This window comes from Burkholderia sp. Ax-1720 (genome assembly GCF_011753035.1).
Classification (GTDB): domain Bacteria; phylum Pseudomonadota; class Gammaproteobacteria; order Burkholderiales; family Burkholderiaceae; genus Burkholderia; species Burkholderia gladioli.
Genome location: NZ_VWWK01000157.1, coordinates 1 through 16,385 on the forward strand (window position 1 = coordinate 1; position 16,385 = coordinate 16,385).

Annotated in this window: 16 protein-coding genes and 1 pseudogene; 11 read left to right on the plus strand and 6 right to left on the minus strand. The window is 68.7% G+C overall.

The features are described 5' to 3' along the window. Window positions 1–368 (plus strand): annotated as a pseudogene (gene glyA / locus F3J18_RS29065) (serine hydroxymethyltransferase); the annotation flags it as partial. Between the two features lie 211 nt (window positions 369–579). Beyond that, window positions 580–1,194, plus strand: a complete 615-nt coding sequence (locus F3J18_RS29070) for a dimethylsulfonioproprionate lyase family protein (protein ID WP_166915598.1) — start codon at window positions 580–582, stop codon at window positions 1,192–1,194. A 16-nt stretch (window positions 1,195–1,210) separates the two neighbouring features. On the opposite strand, the gene F3J18_RS29075 is transcribed toward F3J18_RS29070, so the two are convergent. Continuing rightward, window positions 1,211–2,116 carry a LysR family transcriptional regulator gene (locus tag F3J18_RS29075; protein WP_025101897.1) on the minus strand — a complete coding sequence of 302 codons (906 nt, stop codon included), beginning with the start codon at window positions 2,114–2,116 and terminating at the stop codon, window positions 1,211–1,213. Window positions 2,117–2,210: 94 nt separating this feature from the next. Between F3J18_RS29075 and F3J18_RS29080 the strand changes: the two genes are divergently transcribed. From F3J18_RS29080 to F3J18_RS29095, 4 genes are all read left to right on the plus strand, one after another. Continuing rightward, window positions 2,211–3,083, plus strand: a complete 873-nt coding sequence (locus F3J18_RS29080; RefSeq protein ID WP_166915600.1) for an aldo/keto reductase family oxidoreductase — start codon at window positions 2,211–2,213, stop codon at window positions 3,081–3,083. A gap of 310 nt (window positions 3,084–3,393) precedes the next feature. Then, the gene (locus F3J18_RS29085; RefSeq protein ID WP_025101899.1) at window positions 3,394–4,494 is read left to right on the plus strand and encodes a branched-chain amino acid aminotransferase; all 1,101 of its coding nucleotides are present in this window, start codon (window positions 3,394–3,396) and stop codon (window positions 4,492–4,494) included. A gap of 294 nt (window positions 4,495–4,788) precedes the next feature. Then, a complete protein-coding gene (locus F3J18_RS29090; RefSeq protein WP_166915602.1) occupies window positions 4,789–5,460 on the plus strand; it encodes a hypothetical protein in 672 nt (223 codons plus the stop codon). Continuing rightward, window positions 5,457–7,013: a hypothetical protein gene (locus F3J18_RS29095; protein WP_166915604.1), complete on the plus strand. Its 1,557-nt coding sequence runs from the start codon at window positions 5,457–5,459 to the stop codon at window positions 7,011–7,013. Before F3J18_RS29090 ends, F3J18_RS29095 begins: the two co-directional genes overlap by 4 nt. Window positions 7,014–7,067: 54 nt before the next feature. Here the strand turns inward: F3J18_RS29095 and F3J18_RS29100 are convergent, their stop codons facing one another. Further along, window positions 7,068–7,856: an IclR family transcriptional regulator gene (locus F3J18_RS29100; protein ID WP_025101902.1), complete on the minus strand. Its 789-nt coding sequence runs from the start codon at window positions 7,854–7,856 to the stop codon at window positions 7,068–7,070. 223 nt (window positions 7,857–8,079) lie between these two features. Here F3J18_RS29100 and pcaF point away from each other — a divergent pair, with 223 nt between their 5' ends. After that, window positions 8,080–9,282 (plus strand): 3-oxoadipyl-CoA thiolase, encoded by a 1,203-nt coding sequence (gene pcaF / locus F3J18_RS29105; RefSeq protein WP_013689294.1) that lies wholly within the window; start codon window positions 8,080–8,082, stop codon window positions 9,280–9,282. Window positions 9,283–9,346: 64 nt separating this feature from the next. Here pcaF and F3J18_RS29110 read toward each other — a convergent pair whose 3' ends face one another. After that, window positions 9,347–9,919 (minus strand): GNAT family N-acetyltransferase, encoded by a 573-nt coding sequence (locus F3J18_RS29110; RefSeq protein WP_166915606.1) that lies wholly within the window; start codon window positions 9,917–9,919, stop codon window positions 9,347–9,349. Continuing rightward, window positions 9,916–10,641 (minus strand): class I SAM-dependent methyltransferase, encoded by a 726-nt coding sequence (locus F3J18_RS29115; RefSeq protein WP_337590479.1) that lies wholly within the window; start codon window positions 10,639–10,641, stop codon window positions 9,916–9,918. Before F3J18_RS29115 ends, F3J18_RS29110 begins: the two co-directional genes overlap by 4 nt. On the opposite strand from F3J18_RS29115, the gene F3J18_RS38710 reads away from it, so the two are divergent. The 3 genes from F3J18_RS38710 to F3J18_RS29125 all read left to right on the plus strand — a co-directional run bounded on the left by F3J18_RS38710 (window position 10,606) and on the right by F3J18_RS29125 (window position 12,904). Next, window positions 10,606–10,902, plus strand: coding sequence for a hypothetical protein (locus F3J18_RS38710; RefSeq protein ID WP_345891755.1), 297 nt, complete (start codon window positions 10,606–10,608; stop codon window positions 10,900–10,902). The genes F3J18_RS29115 and F3J18_RS38710 overlap by 36 nt on opposite strands. A 165-nt stretch (window positions 10,903–11,067) precedes the next feature. Further along, a complete protein-coding gene (locus F3J18_RS29120) occupies window positions 11,068–12,612 on the plus strand; it encodes a PAS domain-containing methyl-accepting chemotaxis protein (RefSeq protein WP_166915608.1) in 1,545 nt (514 codons plus the stop codon). A 91-nt stretch (window positions 12,613–12,703) separates the two neighbouring features. Then, window positions 12,704–12,904, plus strand: a complete 201-nt coding sequence (locus F3J18_RS29125) for a hypothetical protein (RefSeq protein ID WP_025101906.1) — start codon at window positions 12,704–12,706, stop codon at window positions 12,902–12,904. A 109-nt stretch (window positions 12,905–13,013) separates the two neighbouring features. Here F3J18_RS29125 and gabD read toward each other — a convergent pair whose 3' ends face one another. Together gabD and gabT are read right to left on the minus strand one after the other, a co-directional pair. Continuing rightward, window positions 13,014–14,480, minus strand: a complete 1,467-nt coding sequence (gabD, locus tag F3J18_RS29130; RefSeq protein ID WP_166915610.1) for an NADP-dependent succinate-semialdehyde dehydrogenase — start codon at window positions 14,478–14,480, stop codon at window positions 13,014–13,016. 95 nt (window positions 14,481–14,575) lie between these two features. Next, window positions 14,576–15,859 (minus strand): 4-aminobutyrate--2-oxoglutarate transaminase, encoded by a 1,284-nt coding sequence (gene gabT / locus F3J18_RS29135; RefSeq protein ID WP_013689299.1) that lies wholly within the window; start codon window positions 15,857–15,859, stop codon window positions 14,576–14,578. Between the two features lie 135 nt (window positions 15,860–15,994). Here gabT and F3J18_RS29140 point away from each other — a divergent pair. Continuing rightward, window positions 15,995–16,385: winged helix-turn-helix domain-containing protein (locus F3J18_RS29140; protein WP_240156452.1), on the plus strand; the 391-nt coding region annotated here is incomplete at its 3' end.

The following is a 16,385-nucleotide window of genomic DNA, read 5'->3' on the forward strand; positions in this document are numbered from 1 at the left end:
CGGAGACGCTGGTCAAGCGCGGGCTGCGCATCGTGTCGGGCCGCACGGAAAGCCACGTGATGCTGGTGGACCTGCAGGCCAAGAAGATCACGGGCAAGGCGGCGGAAGCGGCGCTGGGCGCGGCGCAAATCACGGTGAACAAGAACGCGATCCCGAACGATCCTGAGAAGCCGTTCGTGACCTCGGGCATTCGCCTGGGTTCGCCGGCGATGACCACGCGCGGCTTTGGCGCGAAGGAGGCCGAGATCGTCGGCAACCTGATCGCCGACGTGCTGGAGGCACCGGAGGACGCGGCGACGCTGGAGCGCGTGCGTGGGCAGGTGGCCGAGCTGACCCGGCGCTTCCCGGTTTACAGCGGTCGTTCGTAATCCTCTGCTAAACAGGCATATCGCCGCGATTGACGGCGATATGCACGAGATCGCGCGCCGTCCCGGCCTTTATCGGCCAGGGCGGCGCGCCTGCGTTTGACGATGGACGGGCCGCAAGGGCCCTGCCGCGAGCCGATCCGGACGACGCGCGGCGGCATCGATCGATCCGGATTCGACGAGGCGGCGAATGCGCGGCAGAAACCCGTTCGACATGCATCAGCTCCGTACCTGGCTGGATGATCTGGTGGCCTATCTCGATGCCGCGCACCGCGGCCGTGACGATCTCGACGCCGTGCGCGACGCGCTGGGCTGCGAAATCGTGCCGGCGGAGCCGCCTGCCGAGGCGGCCGGCTTGCCGAGCGCCGATGCCTGGCTGGCCGAAGCGGTTGCGCGCGCAACCTCCGCCGACGCGCGGCTGGCCGCCATCGCGCAGGGCATCGCGCGGCTCGCGCCGTCGTTGCGCTGGTATCGACGGCCCACCGAGGCGCCCGATGCCGCGTTCGAGCACGGGCACGCCAATGCGATCGTGATCGGCGGCGCGGGGCTCGCGACGCTCGGCGGCCTGATCGTCGGAATCTCGCTGATGGCGCCCGGGGTGGCCTATCCCGTGCATCGCCATCCGCCCGACGAGGTCTATGTGGTGCTGTCCGACGGGCAATGGTGGCGCGATGGCGCCGGCTGGTGGACGCCCGGCGCCGGCCAACTGGTGCTCAACGACGGCGGCGTGCTGCATTCGATGCGCGCCGGCGACGTGCCCTTGCTGGCCGTGTGGTTCCTGAGCGGCGCGACCGCCGGCGGCGTGCCGGGCCCGCTCGACGAGGCCTGAATTCCGCGCTGCCGCCTCAAGCCGCCGATTCGGCGCGGATGAAGTCGATGAAGGCGCGCAGCGGCGCCGGCACGAGCCGCCGCCCCGGGTAGTAGAGAAACGGCCCCGAGAACGAATCCCACCACGGCTCGAGCACGCGCTCCAGCGCGCCGCTGTCGAAATGCGGCCGGAGCCAGTCCTCGAACAGATAGACCAGGCCGGTGCCGGCCACGGCCGCGTCGACGCCGAGGTCGAAGGCCGCGCCCAGCTCCACCAGCAATTGCCCGGCCGGCTCGATGCGCAGCTTCTCGCCGTCGCGCACGAAATCCCAGGGCACCGTCGCGCGGCCCGGAAAGCGGCCGAGGATGCATTCGTGATGCAGCAGCTCGCGCGGATGCGCCGGTCGCCCACGTCGATCGAGATAGGCCGGCGAGGCGCCCAGCGCCATGCGCTGCACGCGCGGGCCGATCGGCACCGCGATCATGTCCTGTTCGAGCCGTTCCTCGTAGCGGATGCCGGCATCGCAGCCCGCCGCCAGCACGTCGACGAAGCTCTCGTCGGCGGCCACTTCCAGGCGGATCTCGGGATAGGCGGCCAGGAAACGCGGCACGATCGCGGGCAGCACCAGGCGCGCGGCGCTGAGCGGCACGTTCAGGCGTAGCGTGCCGGCCGGCCGGTCGCGAAAGCCGTTGACCACGTCGAGCGCGGACTGCACCTCGTCGAGCGCCGGCGCGAGCCGCGACAGCAAGCGCGCGCCGGCCTCGGTCGGGGCCACGCTGCGCGTGGTGCGGTTCAGCAGACGCACGCCGAGCCGCGTCTCCAGGCGCCGCACCGCCTCGCTGAGGCCCGAGGCGCTGATGCCGGTCGCCTGCGCGGCGCCGCGAAAGCCGTTCGCGCGCGCCACCGCGACGAAGGCATGCAGATCGGATAAATCGGCACTCATTGTGCGCTCCTTCGTACAACCCGTGCGAATTATGCTGGCTTATCGAGGCAATCGCCAGCGCGTAAGCTCGGCTTTCCCTTCAAGGAGCAGCCAGATGAACGCCTCGTCCCAGACCCAGACCACCTACCAACTCGGCAGCCGCACGGTGCACCGGATCGGCTACGGCGCCATGCAGCTGGCCGGCCGCGCCGCCTTCGGGCCGCCCAAGGATCGCGCCGCGGCCATCGCGGTGCTGCGCGAGGCCGTCGAATCGGGCGTCGACCACATCGACACCAGCGATTATTACGGCCCCTATGTGACCAACGAATTGATCCGCGAGGCCCTGCATCCCTATCGCGACGAGCTGGTGATCGTCACCAAGATCGGCGCGCGACGCGACGACCAGGGCGGCTGGCTGCCGGCCTATTCGGCCGCTGAGCTCGAGAGCGCCGTGCACGACAACCTGCGCCGCCTGAAGCTCGACGTCATCGACGTGGTCAACCTGCGCATCATGTTCTCGGCGCTCGCGCCGACCGAGGGCTCGATCGAGGCGCAGTTGAGCGCGGTTGCCGAACTGCAGCGCCAGGGGCTGGTGCGGCACATCGGGCTCAGCAACGTCACGCGCGCGCAGGTGGAGGAGGGCCGACGGCTCTGCGAGATCGTCTGCGTGCAGAACCACTACAACCTCGTGCATCGCGCCGACGATGCCCTGGTCGACGCGCTGGCCGCCGACGGCGTCGCCTACGTGCCGTTCTTCCCGCTCGGCGGCTTCTCGCCGCTGCAATCCTCGGTGCTCTCGGGCGTGGCCGAGCGCCTGGGCGCCACGCCGATGCAGGTGGCGCTGGCCTGGCTGCTGCGGCGTTCGCCGAACCTGCTGCTGATTCCGGGCACGTCGTCGCTCGCGCATCTGCGCGAAAACCTCGCGGCGCGGCAGTTGGTGCTGGACGACGAGGCGATGCGCGAACTGGATGCCATCGTCGGCGCCTGAGCGATTTGCACCAATTGGTGAAAACTGTCGAAGTGCATTTCGACCCTGTATCCAGGCATCGAAATGCACTTTCGGCAGCGGTCGAGCGGTTTTTTTCCGCGTCTCGCGCCATGCTCGCGAGGCACGCCCGAGGATGCGCCAAGCCCTTGTTTTCAAGGCTTTCGGTGATATCCCGGCCGATTTCCCCGCGGATTTCGCCGCGTCTGCCGGGCCATTCCCGGATGCGCGGAACGCTCAGGTCGATTACAGTGTTCGGTTATCACGGCGGCGGGACGTTCCCGCCGTTCCCAAGAACACAGGAGTCGACCACATGAGCACCGGCAGCACCCCGACTTTCCCGATCGAACGCCACCCGAATCCCACCTCCGCGGAAAAGCGCGCCGAGCTGCTCGCCAATCCCGGTTTCGGCAAGATCTTCACCGACTACATGGTGACGATCCAGTACACCGAAGGCCAGGGCTGGCATGACGCGCGCATCGAGCCGCGCAAGGCGCTCGAAGTCGATCCGGCCATGCTCGTGCTGCATTACGCGCAGGAAATCTTCGAGGGCATGAAGGCCTATCCGCTGCCGGACGGCAAGATCGCCCTGTTCCGCCCCGAGCAGAACGCCAAGCGTTTCCGCAATTCGGCCCGTCGCCTGGCGATGGCCGAGCTGCCCGAGGAGCTGTTCGTCAATGCGGTGCGCGAGCTGGTGCGCCTCGAGCGCGACTGGATCCCGTCGGCCGAGGGCAGCGCGCTGTACCTGCGTCCGTTCATGATCGCCAACGAGGTGGTGCTGGGCGTGAAGCCCTCGGCGCGCTACCTGTTCTGCGTGGTGGCCACGCCGGTGGGCGCCTACTTCAAGGGCGACGCGTCGAAGGGCGTGGCGATCTGGGTGTCGGATACCTACACGCGCGCGGCGCCCGGCGGCACCGGCGACGCGAAGTGCGGCGGCAACTACGCCGCGAGCCTGGCCGCGCAGGCCGAGGCCACGCGCGAGGGCTGCGACCAGGTGGTGTTCCTCGACGCGGTCGAGCGCAAGTGGATCGAGGAACTGGGCGGCATGAACGTGTTCCTCGTGTTCGAGGACGGCTCGCTGCAGACGCCGCCGCTGACCGGCACCATCCTGCCCGGCATCACGCGTGCGTCGCTGATCGATCTGGCGCGCGATCTCGGCTACACGGTGCGCGAGGAGCCGTATTCGATCGAGCAATGGGAAGCCGATGCGAAGAGCGGCAAGCTGGTCGAGGCGTTCGCCTGCGGCACGGCCGCCGTGGTGACCTCGATCGGGCAGGTGAAGGGCCGCAAGCACAACTTCACGATCGGCGACGGCAAGGCCGGCCCGGTGACCCAGCGCCTGAAGCAGAGCCTGGTCGGCATCCAGACCGGCCGCGAAGCGGACCAGCACGGCTGGGTGGATATCATCGGCTGATGCCGTGCCGGTGCCCGCGTATTCGCCGGCACCCGAATGACGATCGAGCGAATTCCGAAACCCCGCGTCTGCAAAGACGCGGGGTTTTGTTTTGATCGAGGATTTTCTCCACTCGATTGTCGCGTGAAGCGGTTTATCGCATTCAATCGCGGCCGTTGATTTATTCGCGCTTTAATCCGCCATTTCCGAATGACGCGCCTGGCCTCTCGTTATATGATTGCGCCGCGCATGACGGTCTCGATCGAATCGCATGCGCATTCGCTTCGACAATCACACTAAAACCAAAGGAAGACCATGAGCGTTATCGAGGGGTTCGAGCGCAAGGCGCTATTCAATATCACGCGAGCCGTTGCCCTGGTTTGCGTCACCGTATTTCTGATCGGCATTGCCGGCGGTATTTTCTTCGGCATTTCAGTGTGGCAGGAACGCGTCGATACGCGTGTCTCCGCCAATGAAATCGTCGAGCCCTTGAAACAGGCCGAGCAGCCCGCCGCCGACCAGGACGAGGCACCGAAGGACGCCCAGCAACCGGCCGAGCCGGGCGCGCAGAAAAGCCCGCTGGCGGGTTTCAAGATTCCCTTCTCGCTGCAGAAGTACCTGGAGGGCGACAACGCCCGGATTATCCGGAAGCATCTCGACGAGATTCCCGCGGCCGATCGCCAGCCCTATCTCGACGAACTGGGCGCGGTGGTGAGCGCGGCCGAGGCCGCCAAGATCGAGGTGTTCCCGGCCATCAATGCGTTCATGGAGACCAAGCGGGAACGCTACAAGGACGTGGCGGTCCAGGCCGCGCAAAAGATGGAAACGCTGAAGATCGTTGCGGGCGCAACGGCGAGCGGCCTGCTGCTGGTGGCGCTGTTCAGCCTGGTGCTGGTGCTGCTGGCGATCGAGCGGAACACGCGGCCCATGCGCCAGGCCGGCGCCCCGGCGCGGGTCGAGCCGGCCGGCGAGATGAGCCAGGCATGAGCGCGCGCGACATGGTTTGGCGCAGGCTCCTGGTGTCGAGCCTCGCCGTCGCGGCGGCGCTGGGCATCGCGGCTTGCGGAAAGGGCAGCGGCGGCGATCAGGCCGCCGCCTCCGACCAGCGCTTCCCCGGCTATCAGCAGGTCGGCGGTTCCGGCGATGCGGCGCAGCTCTGGTTCAATCCGACGGATATCACGCGAGACAGCGGCGCTTACCTGATCCACGCCCTGAAGTCCTTCCCGGACGGTTATGCGCGCTTCGACGTGGCCACCAACTGCCGCGACCTGACGCGCCGCATGCCCGGCGCGCAGTATCGCGCCGACGGCACCGCCGACAAGGACTACCCGGGCAACGACGCGGCCGTGCCGGCCAAATCCGAGCCGGGCATGGCCGAGCTGATGTCGAAGGCCTGCGGCGTAGCCATGGCGGCGCGCTCGATTCGCGGGGAGTTCAAGGTGCCGGCGGCGCTGGAACTGCTGTATGGCGCCTACGACGCGCAGTCGAAATCGGCGAGCTGGCAGGATGCCGAGATTCCGGCGGGGCTCTCGGGAAGCGACATGCTGCAGTGGTCGGCGGGCCGTGCCTTGCAGGTCACCGGCGTGGCGAACTTCGCGTTCAGCGAAGGCGGCCAGCGCAAGCAGGTGCTGGTGACCAATGCGATTCCCGACGGCGGCGGCTGCCATGCCTGCACGGGCCTGCTCGGCGTGACGATCTTCAAGCAGGATGGCGATGCCTGGAAGGTCGAGGCCAGCTATCCCTACCTTGCCTCGATGGGCGCCTCGGGCAGTGTCGGCCAGGGCTTCGAATGGACCGCGGCGGGCGGCGACCAATACGCGCTGATCGTCACCGGCGGCGACATGCACCAGGGTTACGAGACCGCCAGCAGCAGCGTGTTCCTGCGCGGCAAGAACGGCGGCTTCACCCGTGTCGTCGAGGATGCCCAAACGGGCAGCTCGGACGCCGAGCGATTGTCCGTCAAGACCCGCTTCGTGAAGGGCAAGGATTCGGTTCACGACGACATCCAGCTGGCGTTCACGCACGAACTCGCGGGGCAGGCGGCCCGTGTCGCCGAGCATCGCTATGCCTACTCGGATGGAAAATACGAGCTGGTGAAGCAGGACGATGCCCCCGCTGTTGCCGCGACCGGCGAAGCGGCGAACAAGGCGGTCGAGCCGGGCGAGCCGTCCCGAAAGGACACGGCCAAGCAGGCGGCGGCGACACCGAAACCGAAGCCGGCGCGGGTGGCGGCAGCCCCGGCTCCCGTGCCCGCGCCGCAAGCGGCCAATGGGCCGAGCTTCGATTGTGGAAAAGCGCGATCGGACGCGGAGCGGTTGATCTGCGCGGACGGCGATCTCGCCGCGCAGGACGCCGCCGTGGCGAGGCTGCTCGGGCAGGCCAGGGCGGCGGTGGCCGACCGGGACGGTTTCCGGGACCGGGTTCGCCAGCAATGGGGATACCGCGACTCGGCATGCCATGACCGTCAATGCCTGACGCGCTGGTATGCCGCCCAGCGCGCCTATCTCGCCCAGGTGGCGCAGACCGGGCAACTCGACTGACGACGCGGTGGGGCGGGGCCGGGCATCATCGGCCCATGCCCCGCCGCCGATATCTCAACTACGCCGCGCCACCAGCGCGGATACCGTCTGCGCCGCTTCCTGCAGCGGCTCCAGGAACTCCTTCACCATCTGCCGGGCGGTATGCCGCTGGGCATTCCCGCTGATGTTCATCGCCGCGATCACGCGGCCGCGCCGGTTGCGGATCGGCGCCGACAGCGAGATCAGCCCCGCCTCGAGTTCCTGGTCCACGATCGCCCAGCCCTGCTTGCGCACCGTCGCGATCTCGTCCTTGAGCGCGGCCGGGTCGGTGATGGTCCTGGGCGTGTGCGCCTGGATCGGGCTCAGTGCCAGCACCTCGTCGAGCGCGGCCTCGTCGAGCGAGGACAGCAGCACGCGCCCCATCGACGTACAGTACGCGGGCAGGCGGCTGCCGATCGACAGGTTGATGGTCATGATCTTGTGGGTCGGCACGCGCAGCACGTAGACGATCTCGGTGCGGTCCAGCACCGCGGCCGAGCAGCTTTCATGGATGCGCGCCGACAATTGCTCCATCACCGGCTCGGCCAGGTTCCAGAACGGCATCGAGGTGAGATAGGCGAAGCCGAGATCGAGGATCTTCGGCGTGAGCCGGAACAGCCGGCCGTCGGCCTCCACGTAACCGAGCGTCTGCAGGGTCAGCAGGATCCGCCGCGCCCCGGCGCGCGTGAGCCCGGTGGTGGCGGCCACCTCGGTCAGGGTCTGCTCCGGCCGCTGCGCGTCGAAGGCGCGAATCACCGCCAGTCCGCGCGCGAACGACTGGACGTAGGAGTCACCGGGTTTGGCCTGAAGATCGTCTGTACTCATGGGCTGGGGGAGGTTCGATGCAAGTGCGAAGAGTAGCGCATGGGGTCGGTTCAAGCCAAGGACGAAAGCCGGCCGCGAACTTGACAGGCTTGCACCCCCTCCCTATGATCGCAAAACAGTTCGATATTCGATCTTATGTTCGTATATAGAACATCTTCGGAGCCAGGCCGCGAGTTTTCCGGCCTGGCTCCCGTTCCATCCGAACGAAGTTCCGGAGACAACCATGACCGATGCATTCCTCTGCGACGCGATCCGTACCCCGATCGGGCGATACGGCGGCTCGCTGTCCAGCGTTCGTGCCGACGATCTCGGCGCCGTGCCGATCAAGGCGCTGATCGAGCGTAACCGCGATGTCGACTGGAGCGCGATCGACGACGTGATCTACGGCTGCGCCAACCAGGCCGGCGAAGACAACCGCAACGTCGCGCGCATGTCGGCGCTGCTGGGCGGCCTGCCGCAATCCGTGCCGGGTTCGACGGTCAATCGCCTGTGCGGTTCAGGGATGGACGCGATCGGCATCGCCGCGCGCGCGATCAAGTCGGGCGAGGCGGGCCTGATGATCGCGGGCGGCGTGGAAAGCATGAGCCGCGCGCCCTTCGTGATGGGCAAGGCCAGCAGCGCCTTCTCGCGCCAGGCCGAGATCTTCGACACGACCATCGGCTGGCGCTTCGTCAATCCGCTGATGAAGCAGCAATACGGCGTCGACTCGATGCCGGAGACGGGCGAGAACGTCGCCACCGACTACGGCGTGAGCCGCGCCGACCAGGATGCCTTCGCGCTGCGCAGCCAGCAGAAGGCGGCGCGCGCGCAGCAGGACGGCTCGCTGGCGCAGGAAATCGTCGCGGTCACGATCGCGCAGAAGAAGGGCGATCCGCTGGTGATCTCGCGCGACGAGCATCCGCGCGAGACCTCGCTGGAGGCGCTCGCCAAGCTCAAGGGCGTGGTGCGCCCCGACGGCACGGTGACGGCCGGCAATGCCTCGGGCGTCAACGACGGCGCCTGCGCGCTGCTGGTCGCCAACGAGGAGAACGCCAAGCGCCATGGCCTGGTGCCGCGCGCGCGCATCCTCGGCATCGCCACCGCGGGCGTCGCGCCGCGCGTGATGGGCATCGGCCCGGCGCCGGCCTCGCAGAAGCTGCTGGCGCGCCTGGGCATGAGCATCGACCAGTTCGACGTGATCGAGCTGAACGAAGCCTTCGCCTCGCAGGGCCTGGCGGTGCTGCGCATGCTCGGCGTGGCCGACGACGATCCCCGCGTCAACCCGAACGGCGGCGCGATCGCGCTGGGCCACCCGCTCGGCGCCTCGGGCGCGCGCCTGGTGACGACCGCGATGTACCAGTTGCATCGCACCCAGGGCCGTTACGCGCTGTGCACGATGTGCATCGGCGTCGGCCAGGGCATCGCGCTGGCGATCGAGCGCGTCTGAGTCGCGCGAAGCCGATCCCGCCGAACGGCGGAATGCCCGGAACAACGGGCGTTCCGCCGTTTTTTCAGGTGCGCGGCGAGAGCGCCGGCCCTTCCAGGTGGAGATCCTCGGGTTCGAGCGCGTACAGTGCCGGATCGGGCGAGGCGCTGAGCGTGAAGCCCAGCCGCAGGTAGAAATCGATGGTGCCTTGCGAGGGCGTGGCCGACACATAGAGCCGCGCCGCGCCCATCGCGAGCGCCTGCGCGGCGGCCTCGCGATAGAGCTGCTCGCCCAGCCCGCAGCCGCGCCAGTCGTGGCTCACATGCAGGAACTTCAGTTGCCGCAGCGCGCCGTTCGCGCCGAGCGGCCGGCTGTCGACGATCACCGCCGCGACCAGCCGCGCGCCGTCGAAGCTGCCCAGGCACCAGCCGCCGCGATCGTGGCAGTCGAGCAGGAGCGGCGTGTAGTGCTCCGCCTCGCCCTCGGGCCAGCCGTCGACATCGTGGAATTCCGGCACGCGCTGCAGCGCGCCGTCGCGCAGCACGTACATGTGGTGGATGATTTCGCGCCGGTCGATGGTCCAGACCAGGGGCAGCTCGTCGCGCGCCAGCACGCGCCCGGCCAGCGCGTCGCGCTCGGCGCGGCTTCGGCGGTTCACGCCGCCGCCCGATGCGCGGCGATCGCGTACATCAGCGGCAGCCGCGGCATGCCGGCGGGCGGCACCATGCGATGCCCGTCCAGTTCTTCCATGTCGTCGAAGCCCTTCCAGCCGTTCGCGTAGGGATACTCGTCGAGGCTGTCGATCGCGAGCCCGGCCGCGACCAGCGCATTCACCACCTCGCCGATCCCCCACATGAACTCGTAGCTCGGATGCGGGTTCGCGAAATCGACCACGCCCGGCTGGTCGTGCCGCGCGCCGAGCCCCGTGCCGGAAGCCGCCACGTAATCGCCGACGCCGGCCGCCTCCAGGTTCGCCTCGCGCTTGAAATAGTCGTAGCCGGGTTTCCAGTGCGGATCGAAGTACAGCGCGAAGGGATGGAATTCGACCATCGCGAAGCGCCCGCCCGGTGCCAGCAGGCTGGCGATGCCCTGGGCCCAGGCGCGTAGGTCCGAGAGCCAGCAGATCGCGCCGTAGGAGGTGAACACGCGCTCGAAGCGCTCGCCGCGCGCGGCGGCCTCGGGCATCCAGTCGAGCACGTCGGCGCGCTCGAAGCGCGCGGGCAGGTTCGCGTCGGCCGACAGGCGCCGCGCGAAGTCGATCGCCTCGTCCGAGATATCGACGCCGGTCACCTGCGCGCCCAGGCGCGCCAGGCTCAGCGTGTCCTGCCCGGCATTGCATTGCAGGTGCAGCAGCCGCAAGCCGGCGATTTCACCCAGCAAGCCGAGTTCCTCCGGAAACAGCGTCGAACCGCCATCGCGGAAAAAGGCCGCCTGGTCGCCTTTATGACTGTTATGCGCGACGGTTGCCGTATTCCAGGACAGCCGATTCAGCTCGTGCAGTTCTTTTTTCATGGGAATGATTTTGCGCTTGAAGGGATCGGTCACGCCGCATCCTTGTTATGGTTTTCTCAGGTGCCGCCATCCTCGCATTATTTGATCGAGATCATGTGGAGAACAGAATCGAATAATTTATGCGCCTGATGGGTAAGGTTTTCCGCCCGGCTGCCGACAAAAAAGAGATGAGCCCGCGGCCGTCGCCGGGCCGCGTCGATCGGCGCGGCGCCCGGCGCGCGGCGCGGGCCGCCAGGACCAACCGACCCAGAAAGAAGCCGCGGCGCCACGAGCGCCGTGCGCCGGAGCCCGCGAATGCGCAACAACCAGCCGGTCACGCAGCACGAATACGAATTTCCCGAAGACTCGACCCTGATGTCGACCACGCGCGCCGACGGCACGATCACCTACGCGAACGCGACCTTCGTGCAGGTCAGCGGTTTCACGCCCGAGGAGCTGGTGGGTTCGCCGCACAACATCGTGCGTCACCCCGACATGCCGCGCGAGGCCTTCGCCGACATGTGGGCCACCATCCAGGGCGGCGAGCCGTGGATGGCGCTGGTCAAGAACCGCCGCAAGAACGGCGATCACTACTGGGTGCGCGCCAATGCCGTGCCGCTGATGCGCAACGGCGAGCCGCAGGGCTACATGTCGGTGCGCACCAAGGCCACGCCCGAGGACATCGCGGCGGCCGAGGCGCTGTACCGCGACTTCCGCGAGGGCCGCGCGCGCGGCCGGCGCTTCCACAAGGGCGTGGTGATCCGCGGCGGGATCGGGCGGCTCGGCTCGCTGCTGAAGACCATGTCGGTGCGCACCCGCATGTACCTGCCGATGGCGGCGCTGGTGCCGGTGGTGACGGGCGGTGCCTGGGCCTCGGGCGTGACGGGCTGGCCGCTGGCCGGCGTGGCGGCCAGCACTGCGGTGGCGGCGGGCCTGATCGTGGCCTGGCTCGATGCGCAGATCGCGCGGCCGCTGCGCGCGGTGCGCCGGCGCGCGCTGCGGGTGGCCACCGGCGAGAGCCGCAACGGCCCGGCCGTCACGCGCGTCGACGAGATCGGCATGACCCTGCGCACCATCGACCAGCTCGGGCTGATGTTCCGCTGGCTGGTGGACGACGTCAGCGAGCAGGTGCTGAACGTGCAGCGCGCCAGCAGCGAGATCGCGCAGGGCAACAACGACCTGAGCGCGCGCACCGAGCAGGCCGCCACGGCGGTCCAGCAGACCGCGTCCTCGATGGCGCAGATGACGGCCACCGTCTCCAGCAATGCCGCCACCGCCTCGCAGGCGAACCAGCTGGCGGTGTCGGCCAGCGACGCGGCCTCGCGCGGCGGCCACGCGGTCGGCGAGATCGTCGGCACCATGAACGAGATCACCGACAGCTCGCGTCGCATCTCCGACATCATCGGCGTGATCGACGGCATTGCCTTCCAGACCAATATCCTGGCGCTCAACGCCGCCGTCGAGGCGGCGCGCGCGGGCGAGCAGGGCCGCGGCTTCGCGGTGGTGGCGGGCGAGGTGCGCGCGCTCGCGCAGCGCAGCGCGAACGCGGCCAAGGAGATCAAGACCCTGATCGAGAACAGCGTCGAGCGCGTCGCCTCGGGCTCGCGCCGCGTTGACGACGCGGGCCGCACCATGGACGACCTGGTGGTGCAGGTCAAGCGCGTGGCCGACCTGATCGCCGAGATCAGCTCATCGACCGCCGAGCAGAGCGTGGGCGTCGAGCAGGTCGACCGCGCCGTGGTCGACCTCGACAATATCACCCAGCAGAACGCGGCCCTGGTGGAGCAGAGCGCGGCCGCCTCGGAAAGCCTGCGCCAGCAGGCCACCTCGCTGGTCGACGCGGTCGGCGTGTTCCGCTGAGCGCCTGGGAGCCTCGCGCCCGGCATGCGCGGCCGGGCGCCTCCCTTTCTCGATCGACCGCGCGCATCGAAACGAATCAGGGCGGATCGCGATGGCGACCTATCGGGACATACAGACTTACGTGAAGGAGCGCTACGGCATCGTCGCGCAAAGCGGCTGGATTGCGCATGTGAAGGAGCTCAACGGCCTGCCGATCAAGAGCCTGCGCAAGACCACGCGGCTCAAGCAGTGCCCGCAGCAGTGGCGCGGCGCGATCGAGGAGGCGATGCGCCATTTCGGCTGGCTCGGCTGAGCCGATTCGAGGCGGCGCGCGCCCATGAAAAAACGCCTTCGCGGCGGCTGCCGCGAAGGCGTTTCGTCGTCCGGAGCACGACGGGCCCGCGCTCGGGCCCGGCCGTGTCTCACACCGCGAGACACAGATACTTGATCACCACGTAGTCGTCGATGCCGTAGTGCGAGCCCTCGCGGCCGAGGCCCGATTGCTTGACGCCGCCGAACGGCGCCACCTCGTTCGAGATCAGGCCGGTGTTGATGCCGACCATGCCGTATTCGAGCGCCTCGGCGACGCGCCAGACGCGGCCGATGTCGCGGCTGTAGAAGTAGGCGGCCAGGCCGAACTCGGTGTCGTTCGCGAAGCCGATCACTTCCTCGTCGGAGGCGAAGCGGAACAGCGGCGCGAGCGGGCCGAAGGTTTCCTCCTTCGCGACCTTCATGTCGGGCGTCACGCCCGTCAGCACGGTCGGCTCGAAGAAGCCGTGGCCGAGCGCGTGGCGCTTGCCGCCCGTGGCGATGCTGGCGCCCTTGGCGAGCGCGTCCTCGATATGCGCCTCGACCTTCAGCACGGCCGCCTCGTTGATCAGCGGGCCCTGCATCACGTCGGCCTCGGTGCCGCGTCCCACCTTGAGCTTCTCGACCGCGGCCGCGAGCTTGTCGGCGAACGCGTCATAGACCTTGTCGTGCACGTAGAAACGATTGGTGCAGACGCAGGTCTGGCCGCTGTTGCGGTACTTCGAGGCGATCGCGCCCTCGACGGCCGCATCGAGATCGGCATCGTCGAACACGATGAAGGGCGCGTTGCCGCCCAGTTCGAGCGAGACCTTCTTGACGGTCGGCGCGCACTGCGCCATCAGCAGGCGGCCCACCGGCGTCGAGCCGGTGAACGAGAGCTTGCGCACCGTGGCGTTGCCGGTCAGCTCGCCGCCGATCGCCTTCGGGTCGCCGGTGACCACGCTGAACACGCCGGCCGGCACGCCCGCGCGCTCGGCCAGCACGGCCAGCGCGAGCGCCGAGAACGGCGTGGCCTCGGCCGGCTTGACCACGATCGGGCAGCCCGCCGCCAGCGCCGGGCCGACCTTGCGGGTGATCATCGCTGCCGGGAAATTCCACGGCGTGATCGCGGCGCAGACGCCCACCGGTTCCTTGGTGACGACGATGCGCTTGTCGCCGGCCGGGGTCGGGATGGTGTCGCCATAGACGCGCTTGCCTTCCTCGGCGAACCACTCGATGAAGGAGGCGGCGTAGAGGATCTCGCCGCGGGCCTCGGCCAGCGGCTTGCCCTGCTCGGTGGTGAGGATCAGCGCGAGATCGTCGGCGTGCGCGAGCATCAGCTCGTACCACTTGCGCAGGATGGCGGCGCGCTCCTTGGCGGTGCGGCGGCGCCAGGCCGGCCAGGCGGCGTTGGCCGCCTCGATGGCGCGGCGCGTCTCGGCCGCGCCGGCCAGCGGCACGCTGCCGAGCAGTTCGCCGTTGGCGGGGTTGCGGACTTCGAAGCTGGCGCCGTTGGCGGCGCCTTGCCATTCGCCGGCCAGGTAGATCTGCTGGCGGAACAGCGAGGGATCCTTCAGTGCTGCGGTGAATTCGGTGCTCATGCCTTGCCTCTGGATGCGGATGCCGTTGCGATGCGGTGAACGTGACAAGCCGCGTTCACGGCGGAACGCGGCTTGCCGGGCGATGCCGGTGGACCTCAGGCGGCGACGCCGACGGTTTCCTTCAGCACTTCCTCGAGGATGCCGAGCGCCTCGTCGAACACGGCGTCCTGGATCGTCAGCGGGAACAGGAAACGCACCACGTTCGAGTACACGCCGCACACCAGCAGCAACAGCCCGCGCTCGAGCGCGCGCGCCTGCACGCGCTTGGTGAAATCGGCATCGGGCTCCTGCGTGCCGGCCTTGAAGAACTCGACCGCCACCATCGCGCCCGGGCCGCGCACGTCGACGATCTGCGGCACCTCCGATTGCAGCGCCGAGAGCTTCGCCTTCAGTTTGTCGCCGAGCGCGGTGGCGCGCGCTTCCAGCTTTTCCTCGTCGATGATGTCGAGCACCGCGTGGGCCGCGGCCACCGCCAGCGGGTTGCCCGCGTAGGTGCCGCCCAGGCCGCCGGGCGCGGCCGCGTCCATCACGTCGGCGCGGCCGACCACGCCCGACAGCGGCATGCCGCCGGCCAGGCTCTTGGCCATGGTGGTCAGGTCCGGCAGCACGTCGTAGTGCTGCATCGCGAACAGCTTGCCGGTGCGCGCGAAGCCGGTCTGCACTTCGTCGGCGATCAGCACGATGCCGTGTTCGTCGCAGATCTTGCGCAGGCCGCGCACGAAATCGGCCGGCGCCGCGTAGAAGCCGCCTTCGCCCTGCACCGGTTCGAAGATGATCGCGGCGACGCGCTTCGGATCGATGTCGGCCTTGAACAGCATGTCGATCGCCTTCAGCGAGTCGGCCACGCTGATGCCGTGCAGCGCGTTCGGATAGGGGGCGTGGAACACGTCGCCCGGGAACGGGCCGAAGTTCAGCTTGTAGGGGGCGACCTTGCCGGTCAGCGCCATGCCCATCATGGTGCGGCCGTGGAAGCCGCCGGCGAAGGCGATCACGCCCGGCCGGCCGGTGAAGGCGCGCGCCATCTTGACGGCGTTCTCGACGGCCTCGGCGCCGGTGGTGAAGAAGGCTGCCTTCTTGGCCTGGCTGCCCGGCGCGCGGGCGATGATCTTCTCGGCCAGCTCGACGTAGGACGCGTAGGGGACGATCTGGTAGGCGGTATGCGTGAAGCACTCGAGCTGCTCGGCGATCGCCTTGACCAGCTTCGGATGACGGTGGCCGGTGTTCATCACGGCAATGCCGGCGGCGAAGTCGATGAAGCGGCGGCCCTCGACGTCCCACAGCTCGGCGTTCTCGGCGCGCGCGGCGTAGAAATCGCACATCACGCCAACGCCACGCGGCGTGGCGGCGTTCTTGCGGGCTTGCAGGTCGGCATTCTTCACGGGGATCTCCTTCCAGTCGGTCGATTCGGTTCGGTCAAGCGATGAGGGCCGCGGGAGCGCGGCCGATGGAGACGACTATAATCAGATTTGGCTCTGAAAATCAGAGCCATTCCTGTAAATATCTAGGAGCCAATTTTGAGGGCGAGCGTTTTGTCGGATTGGCTGGCGCAGCGGCTGGTGCGCGGCGGCGGCGCGCAGCCGGTCTATCGGCAACTGCATCGGCTGCTGCAGCAGGCGATCCTGTCGCGGGAGTTGCCGGCCGGCACGCGCGTGCCCTCGTCGCGGCTGCTCGCCACCGAGCTGGGGATCGCGCGCAATACGGTCACCCAGGTCTACGAGCAACTGGTGCTGGAGGGTTACGTGAGCTCGGCGACCGGGCGCGGCACCTTCGTGGCCGATACCTCGCCCGACGAGATCGTCGGGGCGGCCGAGCGCGATGGGGTCGAGGGGGGCGGCCGGGGCGCGGCGGCCGACGCAGGCTGGCCGGGCGAGGCGGCGAGGACGGCGCCGGCCGGCGCGCCCGAGC